This is a genomic window from Pedobacter boryungensis (assembly GCF_013204825.1).
Taxonomy (GTDB): Bacteria; Bacteroidota; Bacteroidia; order Sphingobacteriales; family Sphingobacteriaceae; genus Pedobacter; species Pedobacter boryungensis.
This window is the reverse complement of sequence record NZ_JABMKV010000001.1, coordinates 164,131-182,294: the sequence shown is the minus strand read 5'-3', so window position 1 is coordinate 182,294 and position 18,164 is coordinate 164,131. Positions and strand designations below refer to the sequence as shown.

17 protein-coding genes are annotated in these 18,164 nt (G+C 34.2%); 10 read left to right on the top strand and 7 right to left on the bottom strand.

The window, feature by feature from the left end:
* The first annotated feature begins 17 nt into the window (after positions 1-17).
* From HQN85_RS00785 to HQN85_RS00765, 5 genes are all read left to right on the top strand, one after another.
* Positions 18-1,391, top strand: coding sequence for a RagB/SusD family nutrient uptake outer membrane protein (locus tag HQN85_RS00785; RefSeq protein ID WP_173268442.1), 1,374 nt, complete (start codon positions 18-20; stop codon positions 1,389-1,391).
* Positions 1,392-1,404: 13 nt separating this feature from the next.
* Positions 1,405-1,902, top strand: a complete 498-nt coding sequence (locus HQN85_RS00780; protein ID WP_173268441.1) for a DUF5004 domain-containing protein — start codon at positions 1,405-1,407, stop codon at positions 1,900-1,902.
* A gap of 19 nt (positions 1,903-1,921) precedes the next feature.
* Positions 1,922-2,692 carry a hypothetical protein gene (locus HQN85_RS00775; protein ID WP_173268440.1) on the top strand — a complete coding sequence of 257 codons (771 nt, stop codon included), beginning with the start codon at positions 1,922-1,924 and terminating at the stop codon, positions 2,690-2,692.
* A gap of 8 nt (positions 2,693-2,700) precedes the next feature.
* Positions 2,701-4,512 carry a SusF/SusE family outer membrane protein gene (locus tag HQN85_RS00770; protein WP_173268439.1) on the top strand — a complete coding sequence of 604 codons (1,812 nt, stop codon included), beginning with the start codon at positions 2,701-2,703 and terminating at the stop codon, positions 4,510-4,512.
* Between the two features lie 273 nt (positions 4,513-4,785).
* Positions 4,786-5,637: an N-acetylglucosamine kinase gene (locus tag HQN85_RS00765; RefSeq protein ID WP_173268438.1), complete on the top strand. Its 852-nt coding sequence runs from the start codon at positions 4,786-4,788 to the stop codon at positions 5,635-5,637.
* A 76-nt stretch (positions 5,638-5,713) separates the two neighbouring features.
* On the opposite strand, the gene HQN85_RS00760 is transcribed toward HQN85_RS00765, so the two are convergent.
* Both HQN85_RS00760 and HQN85_RS00755 read right to left on the bottom strand, forming a co-directional pair.
* On the bottom strand, positions 5,714-6,175 hold the full coding sequence (locus HQN85_RS00760) for a T9SS type A sorting domain-containing protein (RefSeq protein WP_173268437.1): 462 nt from the start codon (positions 6,173-6,175) through the stop codon (positions 5,714-5,716).
* 138 nt (positions 6,176-6,313) lie between these two features.
* Complete coding sequence (locus tag HQN85_RS00755) at positions 6,314-7,003, bottom strand: NUDIX hydrolase (protein WP_173268436.1); 690 nt, start codon at positions 7,001-7,003, stop codon at positions 6,314-6,316.
* Between the two features lie 124 nt (positions 7,004-7,127).
* Here HQN85_RS00755 and pfkA point away from each other — a divergent pair, with 124 nt between their 5' ends.
* The 3 genes from pfkA to gap are packed head-to-tail and all read left to right on the top strand — an operon-like array spanning position 7,128 to position 9,973.
* Positions 7,128-8,114: a 6-phosphofructokinase gene (gene pfkA / locus HQN85_RS00750; RefSeq protein ID WP_173268435.1), complete on the top strand. Its 987-nt coding sequence runs from the start codon at positions 7,128-7,130 to the stop codon at positions 8,112-8,114.
* A 9-nt stretch (positions 8,115-8,123) separates the two neighbouring features.
* Positions 8,124-8,966, top strand: coding sequence for a hypothetical protein (locus tag HQN85_RS00745; RefSeq protein ID WP_173268434.1), 843 nt, complete (start codon positions 8,124-8,126; stop codon positions 8,964-8,966).
* A gap of 5 nt (positions 8,967-8,971) precedes the next feature.
* On the top strand, positions 8,972-9,973 hold the full coding sequence (gene gap / locus HQN85_RS00740; protein ID WP_173268433.1) for a type I glyceraldehyde-3-phosphate dehydrogenase: 1,002 nt from the start codon (positions 8,972-8,974) through the stop codon (positions 9,971-9,973).
* 1,049 nt (positions 9,974-11,022) lie between these two features.
* On the opposite strand, the gene HQN85_RS00735 is transcribed toward gap, so the two are convergent.
* Entirely contained in the window at positions 11,023-11,652 is a 630-nt protein-coding gene (locus HQN85_RS00735; RefSeq protein WP_173268432.1) for a hypothetical protein, read from the bottom strand.
* A 184-nt stretch (positions 11,653-11,836) separates the two neighbouring features.
* Here HQN85_RS00735 and HQN85_RS00730 point away from each other — a divergent pair, with 184 nt between their 5' ends.
* Positions 11,837-12,661 carry an alpha/beta fold hydrolase gene (locus HQN85_RS00730; protein WP_246249577.1) on the top strand — a complete coding sequence of 275 codons (825 nt, stop codon included), beginning with the start codon at positions 11,837-11,839 and terminating at the stop codon, positions 12,659-12,661.
* A gap of 62 nt (positions 12,662-12,723) precedes the next feature.
* On the opposite strand, the gene HQN85_RS00725 is transcribed toward HQN85_RS00730, so the two are convergent.
* Together HQN85_RS00725 and HQN85_RS00720 are read right to left on the bottom strand one after the other, a co-directional pair.
* On the bottom strand, positions 12,724-13,161 hold the full coding sequence (locus tag HQN85_RS00725) for a VOC family protein (RefSeq protein ID WP_173268431.1): 438 nt from the start codon (positions 13,159-13,161) through the stop codon (positions 12,724-12,726).
* Positions 13,162-13,271: 110 nt separating this feature from the next.
* Positions 13,272-13,766, bottom strand: a complete 495-nt coding sequence (locus HQN85_RS00720) for a hypothetical protein (RefSeq protein WP_173268430.1) — start codon at positions 13,764-13,766, stop codon at positions 13,272-13,274.
* 220 nt (positions 13,767-13,986) lie between these two features.
* Here HQN85_RS00720 and HQN85_RS00715 point away from each other — a divergent pair, with 220 nt between their 5' ends.
* Entirely contained in the window at positions 13,987-14,211 is a 225-nt protein-coding gene (locus HQN85_RS00715; RefSeq protein ID WP_173268429.1) for a hypothetical protein, read from the top strand.
* Positions 14,212-14,339: 128 nt separating this feature from the next.
* Here the strand turns inward: HQN85_RS00715 and HQN85_RS00710 are convergent, their stop codons facing one another.
* Both HQN85_RS00710 and HQN85_RS00705 read right to left on the bottom strand, forming a co-directional pair.
* Complete coding sequence (locus HQN85_RS00710) at positions 14,340-15,464, bottom strand: PAS domain-containing sensor histidine kinase (protein WP_173268428.1); 1,125 nt, start codon at positions 15,462-15,464, stop codon at positions 14,340-14,342.
* Positions 15,465-15,800: 336 nt separating this feature from the next.
* Entirely contained in the window at positions 15,801-18,155 is a 2,355-nt protein-coding gene (locus HQN85_RS00705; RefSeq protein WP_173268427.1) for a PAS domain-containing protein, read from the bottom strand.
* Positions 18,156-18,164: the final 9 nt, after the last annotated feature.

Sequence of the window (18,164 nt, the reverse complement as noted above, 5' to 3'; positions counted from 1 at the left end):
ATTTAATAGATAAAAAAATGAAAATCAATTATAAAAATATATTAAAATCATTCTTAATACTTACAGTAATAACAGCTGTGGGGACAGGATGTAAAAAGTTCTTGGAAACGCCACCGATTGAGTCACTTCCTAAAGATGTTGCCATAGCGGATGAAACAGGATTGAAATCCGTAATGAATTCGGCTTATCAAATTGTAGGAGGAGGAAATATGTTTGGTGGTAAAATACAAGCCATTAATGAAATGCTTGCTGATCAACTGAATGGCTCTTTACTGAATGGTGATTTTGGAGAAATCTATGGCCGTAAAACTTCGGTATTTGGGGAATATAAGAATGCAATGTATACAGATATGTATCAAGCTATCTTCCGAGCAAATACCGTATTAGAGAATTTAGACAAAGCTTCTTCAATGAAAGATAATCTAGAAGGTCAGGCTAAATTTGTTAGAGCTTTAACACATTTCCAACTTGTTCAATTGTTTGCACAACCTTATGGTTTTTCAACCGACAATACACATTTGGGTGTACCGATAAGAACTAGCACAACCATTAATCCGGGTGTTCGTGCCACTGTTAAACAAGTTTATGATCAGATTATTGCAGATTTAAAAGTTGCAGAAGTAAAACTACCTGATGATAATGGAGGATATGCAACGAAATGGGCAGCTAAAGCCTTACTAGCAAAAGTTTATTTTCAAATGAACGATTTTACTAATGCTTATGTATATTCCAATCAAGTAATTGCTAGCAATAAATTTTCTTTAGATACCTATGCATCAAGATTTGCTATCACTGGAACAAAAGAAAGCATTTTCAGAATCATTTATACAAATGGCGGTTATGAACCAGGTGGAGAATTAAAAGGGCAATTTAGGTCTGATTTCAATGCACCTACCTTAAGGTTTACTACAGATTTCTATGCAAGTGTAAATACACCAAATGATGTGCGTAAGTCATTGTATGAAACCACAAAATATCCTGGTGTTATCGCAACTAAAAAATATAACTCTGATCATATAGAAGTACCTGTTCTTTACTTAACGGATATGAAATTAATCAGAGCAGAATCTGCTGCCGAAACTGGAACAAACTTACCAACTGGAGCTCAAGATATTAACGATATTTTAAATAGAGCTTATGCAGGTACTAAAAGTATTCCTTTAGCCTCTTCTGCAAGCTTAATTAAAACTAATGCCCGTTTTGAACGCAGCATTGAGTTTGCAGGCGAAGGAAATCGAATTTCTGAGATTAAAAGAATTGGCGCAAAAGGCGAAAACATTGATAAACGTGGTGCAGTATGGAATTGTCCAGGTTTAGTTTTACAATTTCCACAAGGAGAAATGGCAAGTAATACCAGTTTCCAAAGGAATGTTGAAGGTGGTTGTAACTAATTAACATATAGAAATGAAAAACATTAAATATATCATGATGGCTGTATGCATCCTATCTGTATGGGGATGTAAACCAGAAGAATTTGGGCCAATTGGTGCCGAAGAAAACATTTTAAAAGAGCTACAAGGTACTTGGGGCTTAACAAAAGTTACTCAAAAAGATGAAGATGCAGCAACTAAAGGCTTTCCTTATAAAGAGCTAGACATTACAAATGTATATGCGTATAAAGATTTAGTGATCGCTTTTCAAGGAGATGCTGCTGGTAGCCCAACAGCATTTACCATTACACCTGGTAATTCTCCTAAAATAGCTGAATTTAACTCTGGCACTTGGATAGTAGACAATGCTAAAGCACCTACAACAATTACCTTAAAAAACGGTACAGCAACTTCAGATTTAACATTAGGTTCTTATGCCGAATTGAAAACAGGGAAGTTTTATCTTAAAAAGGTGAAGAAATTTAACGGTAAGCCTATTGTAAGTTATACCTATCAATTCACTAAAAAGTAATCGATAAATTAAAGAAATTATGAAAAAATTAATATTATCAATCATATTTACCTTAAGTGCAGCATTTGCATTTGCTCAGGTTACTTTTAGCCCAGCAACTTTTACTTCTGAGGATGAAGTGATCATCACACTTGATGTAACTGGTACTCCTTTGGCGGGACAAAATGATGTTTATATCTGGGCGTTCTCTAATGACGGTGTTGGAGGTGGTAAAGATGCTTTAACAAATGGGCAATGGGGCAGTTCTTCTGAATCGGCTAAAATGACTAAAATTGCCACGAATAAATTTACATTTAAATTTACAGGTACAACATTATTCGGTCAAAGCCCTGCAGAACTTATCAATTTTGGTTTTTTGGGAAAAAGCAAAGATGGTACAAAACAAACACAAGATTTTAAACCTTACAAGTTCGATCCTTTAGTATTTACCCCATCTCAATTCCGCATTTTCCCTGCTAAGCAAGACTTTACAGATATGAGTACAGTCTATTTCCATCAAGATTTGGCAACAGATCAAAACTTACAGCGCATGTTTGATGTAAAAGTAAACCTTACTTTTTATAATGATGCTGGAGCCGTAGTTGCTACCAGAACAGCTTTAGTGGCAGTGAAGGAATCAAGCACAGTATATTCATATTCATTTATTCCGGAGAAATTAATAACGCTAACCGCAGGAACCAAACTAAGCAAATTTAGCTATCAATTTACTGGTAGTATTAAAGATGCTAACGGTGCAAATGTTGGAACTGCCGGACCTGTAAATGAAGTTATTTATACCATCTTTAATTAAGCTAGATTATGAAAAATAAGATATTATATACTTTACTAGCTATTGTAGCAATTGCTTTTGGGTGTAAAAAAACAGAATTTGACGAAATGTCTAAAGGCGAAGCACTTGGAACTTTTACTGTTGCTGCGCCAGTAAACAATACAATGTGGGTCTTAAACTCGGCCACGCCAAATGCTAAAGTAGTTTTTAGTTGGAGTGCTGCAAAACCTGGGGTGAATACCATGCCAACGTACAAATTTGTAGCGGCCTTGAAAACTGGTAGTTTGACTTCGCCTTTATTAGAAATACCATCTGATAATAATGGAACAAGCACAACATTAACCTTTACGCAAAAACAATTAGACGATGCCTTAAAAGCTAAATCTATTGGTGACGGGATTAAAGTTGATTTAATTTGGGTTGTTAAAGCTACCAATGGAGATATGACTGTAAGCACCTCCCCTGCTTTAAATATTGCGATCACTCGTATGGGCGATGGAGTAAGTAACTTCCTTTTATATGGCCCGGTTTCATCTAATACTCCTGTAGTGATTAATCCTAATTCGACTACAGATTTCATGAACTTTAAGTGGCAAAAATCTTTTCCTGGTGTTACTACAAACCCAACTAAATATCAAATTAAGTTTGTAGCTAAAGGGGGTAATTTTGCAACACCATTATTTACCTATACTTCAAACAACAGCGGTTTAGATTCTGCATTAGCGGTGGGTTATAAAGATATTAGCGATAAATTAACTGCTGCTGGTTATGCAGATCAGGCTACACCTGTTGCGTTACAATGGACTGTAGAAGCAACTTCTGGTACGTTTAAAAAGACAGCTGATTATGTAAATGATTTAGTAATTACGAGAGAAGTTAAAATGTTCCTAGTTGGTGGTGATACACCAGCCAGTTGGACAGCGGAGAATGCATTACAAATGATTCCTGATGCATCAAACCCAGGCACTTTTTATATCTATGTAAAATTAAATGCAGGTAATGGTGGTCTGAAATTTTTAAACCAACAACAATGGCCGGGCGGAAGTTTAAATTCTTCAGATTGGGGTATGAAACCTGGAAGCCCAGGTGATGCTGTTGTTGACAATGAAGTAAACATTGAAAACTATGGTGCAAGTGGGGTATATAGAGTTACTTTCGATCAAAAAAACTTGAAATATTATGTTCAAGCAGATCATGGCATGATGGGAGCTGTTGGTGGTGCAACTCCAGCAGGATGGAATCCCCCTACTGTATTCACAGGTTCAACTACAGCCCCTGCTTATCCATCTCAAGGATTAAACTTTATGGGTACAAATAAATTCCTTGGCTTTGTTACTTTAGCATCTGGTCAGGAATGGAAATTTATCGATGGTGATGCATGGCCAAGTGGAGGACCAGTTTCACAAACAAGAGATTATGGAAAAGGATCGGCCGAAGGTGTATTAGCCGAATCTAACGAAGCTAATATTGCAACTACAGGTGCTACCGGTTTACGTCGTATTATTTGGGATGGAACAGATATTAAAAATTTAAAATATTCAGTAACTGATGGAACCGTTTTCTTAGTAGGTAATGCAACTGCAGGCGGCTGGGACAATTCTGCCGGTAATGCCTTGCTACCAGCTATGACTTACAGTGGTAATGGTAAATGGACGGTAACCACTAACTTAACCGTTGGTGAATTTAAATTTATTGTAACCAAAGGAAGTTGGGAATATAATTACGGTGGTTCTGCTGGTGTGATTTCTGAGGGTGGTGCTAACTTAGCAATCACAGTTAATGGAAATTATACCATTAAATTAGATGAGTACAATAGAACATATACTGTTACAAAAAACTAAAAACACATTTCAAATTTGGAAAAAGCCCTTAATTAATTTTAAGGGCTTTTTGTTTGTATAGATACCAGATACCGATAAAATAATTAGTCTAGAATCAGTGTTATTAGTGTATAAAGTACACTTTATAAAAAAACTTTCATTTAAGCCCCATCAATCGTTTGATTATAAATTTATCATTACCTAAACAAAAACTAAATTTTAATTTTTTATTTCAAAAAAAGCCACATATATTGCTGCACTTTTTACGTATTACACAACTTAACCAAACCAAAAATGATAGTTATTGCAGATGGTGGATCAACAAAAACCAATTGGTGTCTGATTAACGAAGCAGGAAGAAAAATCCATTTTAATACAGAAGGATACAACCCCTATTTTGTAGATACCGATTATATTGAGAATTCATTAAAGAATTCTTTACCAGATCATCTTGAGCCAGAAAAATTAACCGAAGTATATTACTATGGAGCTGGCTGCTCTACCGATGCAAAAAGAAAAATTGTTGAAGATGCTATGCAAAGGATCTTTATCAATGCAAAAATCAATATTGGGCATGATTTATTAGCATCTTGTCGTGCTTTACTAGGGGATAATGAGGGCTTTGCTGCAATATTAGGTACAGGTACAAATAGTTGTTTATACGATGGTAAAGACATCTCTTTAAACATCGACTCTTTAGGGTATTTTCTAGGTGATGAAGGTAGCGGTAGCTACATCGGAAAACGTATTTTAGCCGACTACATGAAAGGTTATATGCCAAAAGGATTGAGAGAAAGTTTTTACGATAACTATGCCTTAACTAACGAAGACATTTTTGACCATATTTACAACAAACCTTTACCAAATCGTTTTTGCGCAAGCTTTAGTAAATTTATTTACGACTTTAAGGAAAACTACGAAGATTATACCAATTCGGTTGTAGATTACGCATTTACTGCTTTCTTCGAAAACTTGGTAATTCATTACCCTAACTACAAAAACTACGAACTAAACTGTGTTGGATCAGTGGGTTATAGCTTTAGAGATAGTTTAAGTCTTGTGGCCGATAGATATGAAATGGGTGTGGGTAAAATCATCCGCTCTCCTATAGACGATTTGGTAGATTACCATTTAAGCAAAAAATAGATCACAGATTTATACCAAAAAAGAAAGCCTCGATTAAATAATCGAGGCTTTCTTTTTATCTATCATTTCAAAAAAACTATTGAACAATAATTTTTCTACTAAAAATCTTATTATCAACCTGTAAAACTAAAATATACATACCAGAGGTAATGTTATTTTTAGCAAGCTGCCAATCGTATTCGTGTTTACCCGCAGTTATTTCTTGTTTAACTAAAACAGCTAACTGTTTTCCTGTTAAGTCTACTACCCTTAAAATTACTTTTGCTTTTGTAGCAAGGGTATACGCTATAGTTGTTTGAGTAGTTGCAGGATTTGGATAATTGGTAAAAGAAGGGCTTTGTTTAACGATTAATGCCGATTCTTCATCCCAATCAATATTGGAATTAGATGTAGCTGTTAAATCTATAATTGTGTAATTTGAAGTAGAAATAGAATCTGTTGCTGAATTTGGAGTATAGTTTTCTGATTGCGCATGAACAGTTACGTTCATTGCAATTAGTCCAACAAAAAGTACAAATAATTTGTAGAGTTTCTCCATACAAGCATATTGATAGTGTAAATATAACACATCAAGCCTAAAATATATAACGAAATATGCATTTTTTTTCGTTAGCAATTTTATCGACTTAAATTTTTAGCCTACCCTTCAATGGGTATAGGTTAAACCCTATTCTCCTTAAAAAGAAATCTCCTTACCAAAAAGTTTCGCGTACTTTCTTTTATCAAATTTATATAGTGTTGCAGCTCTAAATGAAACTCCTTTTTGTTTTTCATCTAATTCTTTCAATACCTTAAAGCTCAATATCTTTTTCCTAAAATTACGTTTATCCAATTTCTTACCTAAAATTAGTTCGTAAACGTTTTGTACCTGAGTTAAGGTGAATTTTTCTGGTAATAATTCAAAAGCAATTGGTAAATGTTTTATTCTACGTTTAATTTTTTCTAAACCCTTATCAAATATATGCTGATGGTCGAAACCTAACTTAGGTAATTCCTTAACGTTTATCCATTGTGCCTTTTTAGCATAGCTAGTGAGTGGTTTTAAAGCCTTATCTCCACCTAAACGCAACATTGCATAATAGGCAACCGTAATTACCCTACCTTGAGGATGTCTGTCTACCTCGCCAAAAGTATAATACTGCTCCATGTAAATGTCACTCAAGCCGGTAAGCTCATGTAAAATACGCGAAGCGGATTGATCGACACTTTCGTTCTCCCCTACCAAATTACCGGGCAAAGCCCACCAATCTTTAAAGGGTTCTTCATTTCGCTCTATTAATAAAATTTTGAGCTCTCCGCCATCAAAACCAAATAAAACACAGTCAATAGAGACCGCCGAATTAAATACAGGTAATACTTCTTTCAAGACAAATCCGTTTTTATATTTTATAATATTAGAACAAAATAAATATACTTACTTCGTTTATTCACAATAATAATGAAAAAAAATTACTTAGTGTAATAAATACACAGTATATTCGTATATTAAAATGAAATCCAATCTTAAAAATATAGCCGTATTAACCTCGGGAGGAGACGCCCCAGGAATGAATGCTTGCATAAGAGCCGTTATTCGCACAGGTATCTACCACGGATGTAACATGTTTGGGGTAACACAAGGATATCAAGGCTTAATCGATAACAATATTAACCCAATGGATGCCCGTTCTGTAAGCAACATTTTACATATGGGCGGTACAATATTAAAAACTGCCAGATGTTTAGCCTTTAAGGAAGATGAAGGCATGGAAATCGCTTTTAAAAATTTAAAGGCAAAAGAAATACATGGATTAATTGTAATTGGTGGCGATGGAACATTTACAGGTGCTAAACGTTTTGGTGAAAAATATGGCATTAATGTAATTGCCATTCCAGGCACCATAGATAACGATTTGTATGGTTCTGATTTTACCCTAGGTTACGACACTGCAGTTAATACCATTATTGAAGCGATTGATAAAATAAGAGATACAGCAGATTCTCACGATAGATTGTTCTTTATTGAGGTGATGGGTAGAGATTCTGGATGCATTGCATTAAGAACAGCTATTGCAAGTGGTGCAGAAGCAGTTTTATTACCAGAGAAAGAAACTTCTTTAAAAGAATTAATTAGCAAGCTAAAATCAGGAGCAAATACTAAAAAATCATCTAGTATTGTAATTGTTTCTGAAGGAAATAAATATGGTGGCGCATACGATATCGCTAAAAGTGTGAAAAGAAAGTTCACACATTATGATACCAAAGTAACTATATTAGGTCACTTACAGCGTGGTGGTAGCCCGAGTGGTTTCGATCGTATTTTGGGAAGTAGATTAGGTTATGCTGCGGTGAATGAAATGTTAAAGGGTGAAACCATGCAAATGGTTGGTCTTCGTGGCAACGAGATTAAACTCACCAGTTTAGATGAAGCCCTAAATAAGCACAGCTATAAGTTAGAGGCTGATTTATTAGAAATGACTCATGTTTTATCCATTTAATTATATCAAATGATAGCGGTAGTATATAGCGGATCTAAAAGTGCTTTCTGGAAAATTGCAAATGATGGCAAAACTGTTGCTGAATGCACTATTCCAGGCATTAATCCCTGTTTTAACGACCAAAAGCATATCCTTTATTTATTAAATAAAAACATTACGCTAATTAATCACGCCGAAAAGATTAAAAAGTTATACGTTTTTGCTGCGGGTGCATCATCTATCGCCATGCAAAACTCCCTGGCACAAACATTGGGCATGTTCTTTAGAAATGCCAAAATCAAAGTTAAAGACGATTTGTACGGTGCATCTATTGCTGCATGTTACGACCAAAGTGGTATTGTAAGCATTTTAGGTAGCGGGGCCAATTGTGCTTATTTTGATGGCAAGCAACCTGAACAGAACAACTTCGGTTTAGGATATATTCTTGGCGATGAAGGTTCTGCTAATTATTTAGGCAGAGTGTTATTAAAGCATTTTCTAGAGGATAAACTCCCTGCAGACTTGACTAAATCGTTATTAAACAAATACAATTTGGATAGACCGTTAATTTTAGAGCGGATTTATAAAAAACCTAACGTACAAAATTACCTCAGCTCTTTTCTAGATTTCTATATCGAAAATAGAAACCATAAATATATAGAGCAGCTCATAGATCAAGCTTTTGAGAAGTACATACATATCTATTTGGCTCCAACCTTAGCACAACACCCTAATGAACATGTTCATTTTGTAGGTACTGTTGCAGGAACGTTTCAAGATAGGTTGCGTTTAGTTGCAGCTAATCATGCAATTAAAGTGATTACAATTACTAAAGAACCGATATATAATTTACTCAATTATTACACAAATTAAATACAATGACTAAAGTAGGAATAAATGGATTTGGCCGCATAGGCAGACTAGTTTTTAGAGCTGCATTGAAAAGAGGATTGGATATTGTTGCCATCAACGACTTAATAGAGCCAGATTACATGGCTTATATGTTAAAATATGATACTACACATGGCCGTTTTGACGGAACTGTGGAAGTAAAAGACGGACACTTAGTGGTAAACGGAAAAACAATCCGTATTACTGCAGAAAGAGATCCGGCAAACTTAAAATGGAATGAAGTAGGTGTAGAAATCGTAATCGAATCTACTGGCTTATTCTTAACTCGTGCAGATGCAGATAAGCATATTGCAGCTGGTGCTAAAAAAGTAGTATTCTCTGCTCCTGCTAAAGATGATGATATCCCAACATATGTAATGGGTGTTAACCACGATAAATTAACTGCAGATCAAACTGTTGTTTCTAATGCATCATGTACTACCAACTGTTTAGCACCAATTGCTAAAGTGTTAAACGATAACTTCGGTATTGTTGAAGGGTTAATGAGCACGATACACGCTGTAACTGCAACTCAAAAAACAGTAGATGGTCCAAGTGCAAAAGATTGGAGAGGTGGTCGTGGAGGTTTCTCTAACATCATTCCATCTTCAACTGGAGCTGCAAAAGCAGTAGGAAAAGTGTTACCAGAACTAAAAGGCAAATTAACAGGAATGTCATTCCGTGTTCCGGTTGCCGATGTTTCTGTAGTAGATTTAACTGCTCGTTTAGAAAAACCTGCTACCTATCAGCAAATTAAAGATGCAATGAAAGCTGCATCTGAAGGTTACTTAAAAGGTGTTTTGGGTTACACAGAAGATGAAGTTGTTTCATCTGACTTTATTGGAAATGACCACGCTTCAATTTTTGATGCTGGGGCTGGAATTTCTTTAAATGATAATTTTGTTAAAGTTGTTTCATGGTATGATAACGAGTGGGGTTATTCTTCTGCCCTAGCTAAGTTTGTAGAATACTATGGAAGTTTAAAATAATTTCCTTCTATATTAATTCAAAATGGCGATGCTTTTAGTATTGCCATTTTTTTTGTTTGTTTTTTAGGTATGGTTTAGTGTAGAAAATCTTGCTACAGATTACACAGTTTTTTCACATCTTCTCTTTCTCCTATATCCTCATCCCCAGCTCGACTGGCTATCGTAATATATTAATAGGTAACCAGCAAATCTCTTCACCACAACATTATGTTTCCCGTTTTCACAGGAATGATGAGGAAACCTCACCCTTACTAAGCATTTCTAACATATAAATACATAGAAAACATAGTTATATTTCGCTTAATCTAATAAACAATTAGGAGATTGCACTGTTGCTACGCTGACCTTTAAAGACAAGCGACTTTAAATCATAAACTTTTTCATAAAAGAGATCATAAAAAGCTTAACATTTATCATTAATTGTCCAATGATCATGAAAACTAGCTAATTGTTGATGAACATTAGCTTAATGATCATGAACACTACCACAATGCTGATTAACATTAGTAAAATGTTCATGAACAAAAGTTCATTGTTCATCAACAAAAACCTAATGTTCAAAAACAACAGCTCAATGTTCATGAACAATAGCTCAATGCTTATGGCATCCCACGCTGCTCCATATAAATGATGCAGCATTTACCCGTATTTATCTAGTTATTTAACACAAGTTTAACATCATTCACTCAATTTCGTAAAAGATTGGGCCTATTTTTGCGTTATAAAAAGTAGGAAATGAGAATAACAAAAGTGTTTTGTCATTTTAATAACAGAAAAGTAACAAAATTGAAACTTTTCTTAGTGTACTTTTTACACTATTGAAAATTATTTTTATATTTGCATTATCAATCACTGAAATACAGTTGAGCGATTAAAAAAAGCATATAATATTTCCTTCCTGGTTAGTTGGAAATTAAAAGATAACCCGTTCATACAGGTTTATATTTGGTTAGAAAAAGAGACAAGTCTGGATGGATTGTCTCTTTTCATTTTTATAGGCTATTTCTTTTTATAGTACACTAAAACGCGTTCAATTAAAATAGCTTTTATTATTGGAGCTCTCTTTTATATTTTGCTCCAGCTTTACGAAACATATTGTGGTATTTTTTATATACTGGTTCCATCGCAGATCCTTTATAGCGATTAAGGTGGTAATCAACATAATCTAACAGTGTCATCTGATCATAGAAATCAATTTTGTTCAAATCCAATTTCCATTTAATTGCATCTTCTAAAAACTGATCAAATTTATCAGCAACAGCATACTTCAATAAATTTCCATCTCTAATGTCGAATGTACTGGCATTGCATGCTATATAACCTGTTTGTTGATATACCTTCCACATTGCAGCAATTTTTTTAGTAATGGTTTGTTCATTATCTTGGAGAGTATCAACTTTAGCCGCGAGATAAAACCGTTGCTGATACATATATTTAAAACGCGTCCCATCTTCATCAGGTACTGTCCAATCACCTACTATTAGGCAAATATTTTGCATCTTTTTCAAGTTCCATTCTGGAAAAAGTGTTTGCAGATAATCATGAGCGGCACCTGTTTTCATCCCAGGTTTTACCGCTAAAAACTTAGCAATTCTTGGGTCTTCATTAGTCTGTGCAAATAGGCAAGTTGTGCAAAAAACAAGTACTACACAAAGCACTAATCGATGTATTGTATTCATAATCGAAATTTAATAAAATAAATATAGAATGGAAAATTGGGATAAATAGCAATTTGGCCTTTCTTTAAGTATGGAATGATACTTAGTAAAGCTTACAATCAAGAGGCCAGTATAAGTTTATAATTGTTAGTATACACTTTGATTTTCAAAATATCCTATACAAATTTGTGTTCAAAATAATGCCATGAAAATCATTACCTTAACCTTATTAATTACTATCCTCACTATGACTACATCAGATGCACAAACAGGAAAATATGCAACCGTAAATGGTTTAAGAATGTATTATGAAATTCATGGTACAGGTAGTCCGTTGGTTTTAATACATGGTGGAGGTTCAACGTTACATACTACTTTCGGTAGAATTATCCCATATTTAGCAAAAACTCATCGGGTTATTGGCGTAGAGTTGCAAGCACATGGTCATTCGGGAGATCGAGATGCACCAGAAAGTTTTCAGCAAGATGCAGATGATGTGGCCGCTTTATTGAAACACTTAAACATAGCTAAAGCTGATATTTTTGGCTTTAGCAACGGCGGACAAACTGCTATGGAAATTGGTATGCGCCATCCCACTTTGGTGAATAAATTAATTGTGGCTTCTGCATTTTATAAAAAAGACGGTGCTCCTGCAGGGTTTTGGGAAGGCATTGTACATGCAAAGTTTAGTGATATGCCACAAGTATATAAAGATGAGTTTTTGAAGATCAATAACAATCCCGCAGCGCTCATGAATATGTTTACTAAGGATTCGCAACGCATGCAAACGTTTAAAGATTGGAAAGCAGAAGATTTACAAAAAATTAAAGCACCTGTACTGGTTTTAATTGGAGACCATGATTTACCAACGCCAGAACATGCCGTAGAAATGTACCGTCTTTTTGAAAAAGGTCATTTGGCTATTTTACCGGGCTCACATGGTAGTTATATGGGTGAGATTATGACAAGCAATCCAAATCTTGAAATCTTACAATACTTTGTGGCTGTATTAAATGAATTTTTAGGCTAGAGCTAACTAAAAAAGCAGCACTGAAATCATCAGCACTGCTTCTAATTCATATTTACTGTTTCTTATTTCTGAACTTCATCGTGGTTCACCATCCAATTGATACCAAACTTATCGGTAAACATACCAAAATAAGCTCCCCAAAACGTTTTATCCATTGGCATTGTTACTTTTCCACCAGCAGATAAGCCATTAAACAATTTATCGGCTTCTTCTTGATTGTCGGCATTAATGGAAATAGAAAAATTATTGCCAGCCACATTTGCTTGTCCAAATGCTTCAGAACTATCGCTACCCATTAAGATAGTTTCTTTACTAATAGGTAAAGAGACATGCATAATTTTTTCACCTTCTGAAGCTGGCATTTCAGGGCAGCCTTCCATTGGTGGCATGTCTTTAAACCTACCTATGTAAGGAAATTCTCCTCCAAATACTGATTTATAAAAATTAAATGCCTCTTCACAATTACCGTCAAAGGTTAAATAAGGATTTACTTGTGCCATGATTTTTTTTGTTTGTTTTGACTATAAAGTTAGTATAAATACATCTGCATCAAAATGAATTTGAGGAAATGTTTATTCAAATTTGTTACTAAGCAAAAGCGTATTTAGAATTAATTGATGACCTCTTTTATTGATTTTTTATGGCGTTTTTGTTGCATGGCATTAAAGGAGTGGATTTCTACCCGTGGAAGCTTATGGTAAATTCCAAGCTTGGTTAAGCTTACAATTATCTTTCTGGCTGTTTCATTTAATAAGGTACTGAGGTCTACAAAATTAAAATCGCTCCTATTTGGTAACTTTTCTTCAAAGTCTAGCGCAACTTCGAAATAATAATTGTTCAAGTAATTAATTAAAGAAACAAAATCTTCTTGTTTACTCGTAATGGTAAGTGTACACACTCTTGATGAGCAATAGTTAACGAGAACGTTGTTAAGTTGATCATAGGCCACGAGCTGCCAATGAAGTACTAAATAGTTTTGTCCTGAAATTTGCGACCTGCCTAAGTCGTAATCAATGTTACAATCGACTTCATTAGCCTGTGTAAGATCAGGGTTAAGGTTAACGTCAAATCGTATTACATTAATTGGTGTCGTTTTATCTATCATAGGGAGTTAGATCTTTTGTACCAATAATTAATAATCTGAGAGCGTTGATTTAAAGTTATCATTTTTCTTTAAAACATCTAAAGTAATTTTAAAACTTAATTTGCGATTGATTTTAAGTTAACAGTTGTATTAAATCTAACGTATAGGTATTGCGTCGAATAAATTGGTTATGAATTGAAACAAAGCCTCTTTTTTGCTGTTTTATTTAAAAATAGAAATTATGATTACGCCAGAAAATACTATTCCTTTTGATGATTCTGAAAATTCAGAATCGGAGGATCAACAAAGTCAGAAAGACATTCACAGCAACGGTTTAGATGAAGAATTTACTATGTCTGAAGAAGAGGAACAACCTAATATGGAGATACTGAAACAAGCTTTTGATGCTTCTGAGGCTTCTTATACTTTAGATGTAGATAAAGGGATTGCACCAAAGACTGATTAGGGTTAGTAATAAAAAAAAGCTTCATTTTACCACATAGGTACATAGTTTGATTTGTTGGTAGAATTTAGTTTAACTTAAAGATTGTCACGTCACAAGGACGAAGGCGGTGGGAAAGATAAGTTGTTACATTAGCTCTGTAATGCTTTAAAAGAAATTGTGAATGTTGTACCTTCGTTTACCCGGCTGTCTACTTCAATTTTACCGCCTAATGAAGTGATGTGCCCGTGAACCAGGTGCAAACCTAAGCCTTTGCTGTCTTCATGTTCATGAAAGACTTGATACATTCCGAAAATTTTATCTTTTACTTTAGCAACATCGAAACCTAAGCCATTATCTGAAATAATTAACTGATACAATCCATTTGTACATACTGCAGTAATTTTAATTACTGGTGGTTTGGCAGGGTTAGCATATTTAATAGCATTAGTGATTAGGTTAAGGAAAATGCTTTCTAAATACAGTCTGTTAAATGCAATGGTGTTAAAAGCAGAAAAATCAGTTTCGAGTTTGGCATTAGCTGTAAGAAGCAATGAGGCAATAGATGTAGTTACAGTATGTAGCACCTCCGCTAAATTTAATTCTTCTATTTGCAAGCTCAACTTATCGTTTTTAATCATCACATCTACAAAATTATTGATGGTATGATGCAGTTGATCACTAGTAGCGTTTAAGATGTTAATTAGCTCTACTGTTTTTGGGTCTTCTATTTTAGCATTATCCAATAATTTAGAAATGGCGACAATATTATTTACCGGAGACCTCATGTCATGAGAAGTCATTTGGGTAAAAGTTTGTAAGTCTTTGTTAATTTTACTCAGGTTAGCAATTAGTAAATTGCGTTCTTCTTCTTCTCTTTTTCTTAAGGTTACATCCTTCGCAATACCAAATACTAATTTCTTTTCTACAAAAGGCATAGATGTCCAAGCAAGCCAAACAATTTCTCCACTTTTGGTTACGTACCTATTTTCGAAATTATTTAATAGCACTCCATCGTAAACTGTTTCGCGAGAGCTGTTGGTTTTAATTTTATCATCTATATAAACGAAGTCATTAATAGGTCTAGCCATTAGCTCTTCTTCGGTATATCCTAATAATTTTACTACTGCCGGATTTATTCTTTTAAAGTATCCATTAAAGTCTGCAATACATAACAAATCTCCAGAAATCATATAGAAATTGCTTAGCAATAGGTACTCATCGTACTTATCTTTAGCAATTGTTAAAAAATCTGAATTGTTTATTTGATGATCCATAATAATCAGTAGTGAACTCTACTTATAGGCATTTTAAAGATTCCAATATTAATAAATTCATTTGAGTTAAGGGCGACTTTATTTAAATAAATTTTAAATTTTGCGGTATAGATTGATAGGGAAAATGAGGTTAGAAAAATAGAGCTTACCACATAGATACATAGAAAACATAAGTTCAAAAAAAAGAATAGGGCGAAAAGGCTTTATCGTCATTCCCAAATGATTGGGAATCGTAATGCAAGGGTCGGTTTTTCGTTTTTAAGATTAGCTACGCTGGGCCCTGCTTGGTTCCTGTTTTCACGGAAAACGAGCGGTTAGACAAAGGAGGGTTATCGATTATTTAAAATATATTTTAAATGTTGTGCCTTTATTCAAATCACTTTCTACTTCAATTTTTCCACCCATTGCTTCTACTTGATTTTTCGAAATAAATAACCCAAATCCTCTGGCATCGGCATTACCATTAAAGGTTTGATAAATCCCAAACATCTTGTCCCCATATTTCTTCAAGTCTATTCCAATTCCATTATCAGATACATGTAACACCAATTGTCCATTTTCTTCAAAACAGGCCATAGAAATTACTGGTTTTCTATCGGGGTGACTATAGCGCAGGGCATTAGAAATTAAATTTAATAAAATGCTTTCTAAATACGCTTTATTGTACATGATTTCTATATCCTCATCTACTTTTATTAATACCGTTGCCTCTTTTACTAAAATTTGAGCATTTTGTGTAATGAGCGTTTTGGCAATATAATCGTATAGGTTTAGGGGCTCTACAATAATATCTATGCTGGTTTGAATATTGATAATATTATTCAAATTAAATAATGTTTCGTTTAAGTTATTGGCTACTGTTTTGAGTAGCTGTATCATTTCATCTCTATCTTCTTCTGTTTTAGCGCTCTCTATTAAAGTAGAAATACCTTGTATGTTACTAGAGTGCGAGCGTAAATTATGAGAAACGATATAAGAGAAATTGAGTAAGCGTTTATTTTGTTCTGTTACAAGTTGAAATGATTTATTGAGTGCTTCTTCAGCATGTTTCTGATTGGTAATATCAATCATAATCCCTCTTAATTTTACTGGTTGGCCAGCTTCTCTAATAATGGTTACAATATCTCTAATCCACACAATTGACTTATCCTTAGCTATCATCCTATATTCGAAGTCAAGTTGTTTTTCGTGTTTATTACTCTTAGCGATATAGTCTTCAACTCTTTCTTTATCTTCTGGATGTAAATGATCAAACCAAAACCTCGGTGTATTCTTAAACTGCTTAACTGTATAGCCCAAAATATCTTGTACTTTCTTACTTACAAAAGTATAGGTGGTTTCTTTAGGATTGCCTTCCCAAACGATACCATCAACCGTATTAATTAATGATTCGATCCGTTGTTGTGATGCAATTAAAATTTGTTCTTCTTGTTTTCGTTGGGTTACATCTTCTACAATTACAATATGAGTGCTGGGTGCTTCATCCTCATTCCATAATGGAGTTATAATTACATTGCCCCAAATTACCTTACCATCTTTTGTTAGATATCTCTTTTCAGTATTAAATTGTCTAATTTCTCCACTAAGCAATTGTTTAAAAAGTATTCTATCTTCCGCTAAATCATCTGGATAAATAATCGTTTTAATTTTTTTACGCATTAGTTCTTCTTCGGTATACCCTAAAAAACTGCATAAATATTGATTCACCTCTAAAACTTGACCGGTTATAGAATTTACTCTAGCTATTCCAATTGCGGCATGATCAAAAATGTTTTTAAACTTGCTTTCAGTAGCCATAAGTTGTGAGGCTTGATCTGAAACTTTTCCATGTAATTGTGCTTGTTTTTTAAGTAGCCTTGTCAATAAATAACTTGATAAGCCTGCCAGCCCTAAGCCAAAAAGAATGGCACTCACTAATTGAAACCAACTACTATAAGGACTTGCATTTACTACATATAGTTTCCAATCTCCATCAGGAAAATTGATAGATTTAGATTGATTGCTATCAAAATCTCGTGTTGCAGGAAGAAAAAACTCTTCTTTGTGAGTTAAGTCATTTATTTTAGAAAACTGAAATTGATAATCTTTGTACTTGTTGTTATCAATACCGGCTGTTTTAAATAGTTTTTCTAATCTAATTACTACGGCAGAGAAACCCCAAAATTTGTTATTGATAAATAGCGGTAACCGACCTACTACACCCATTCCACCTTGGGTTAATTTAACCGGACCTTGATAATACATTTTTCTACTCTTAATTGCTTTTTGGGCTTCAAGTATGGTTCTTGGTGGACTTTTAAAAAGATCTAGATTAAGTACAGCCTCATTTCCTTTTAAGGGATAAACATATTTAACCACACCATTTGGCACCAATTGTACGGCTTGTAAATCAGGATTTGAAGCAATGAGTTGTTTGGCAACTTCATCGAAATTTTGAGGGACACCGTTATTATCAACTGTAAGTGCTAAGGTGAGTGCAACGGTATAGCTACTTTTTACTGTTTGCTCTATGTTTTGCTCTACACCATCTAGAATATTAGCAATTTCTCGTTCTTTATTCTCTTGAAAAAGTTGGTATCGTTGACTAACAATTAACCCAATTAGACTAAGTAGAAATAGAAAGAATATAAATCCTGAGGTTTTAGGTCGGTATAAAAACCAGTTAGATAGCTTATAGGGTTTCTTCTCCATAGCTATTTA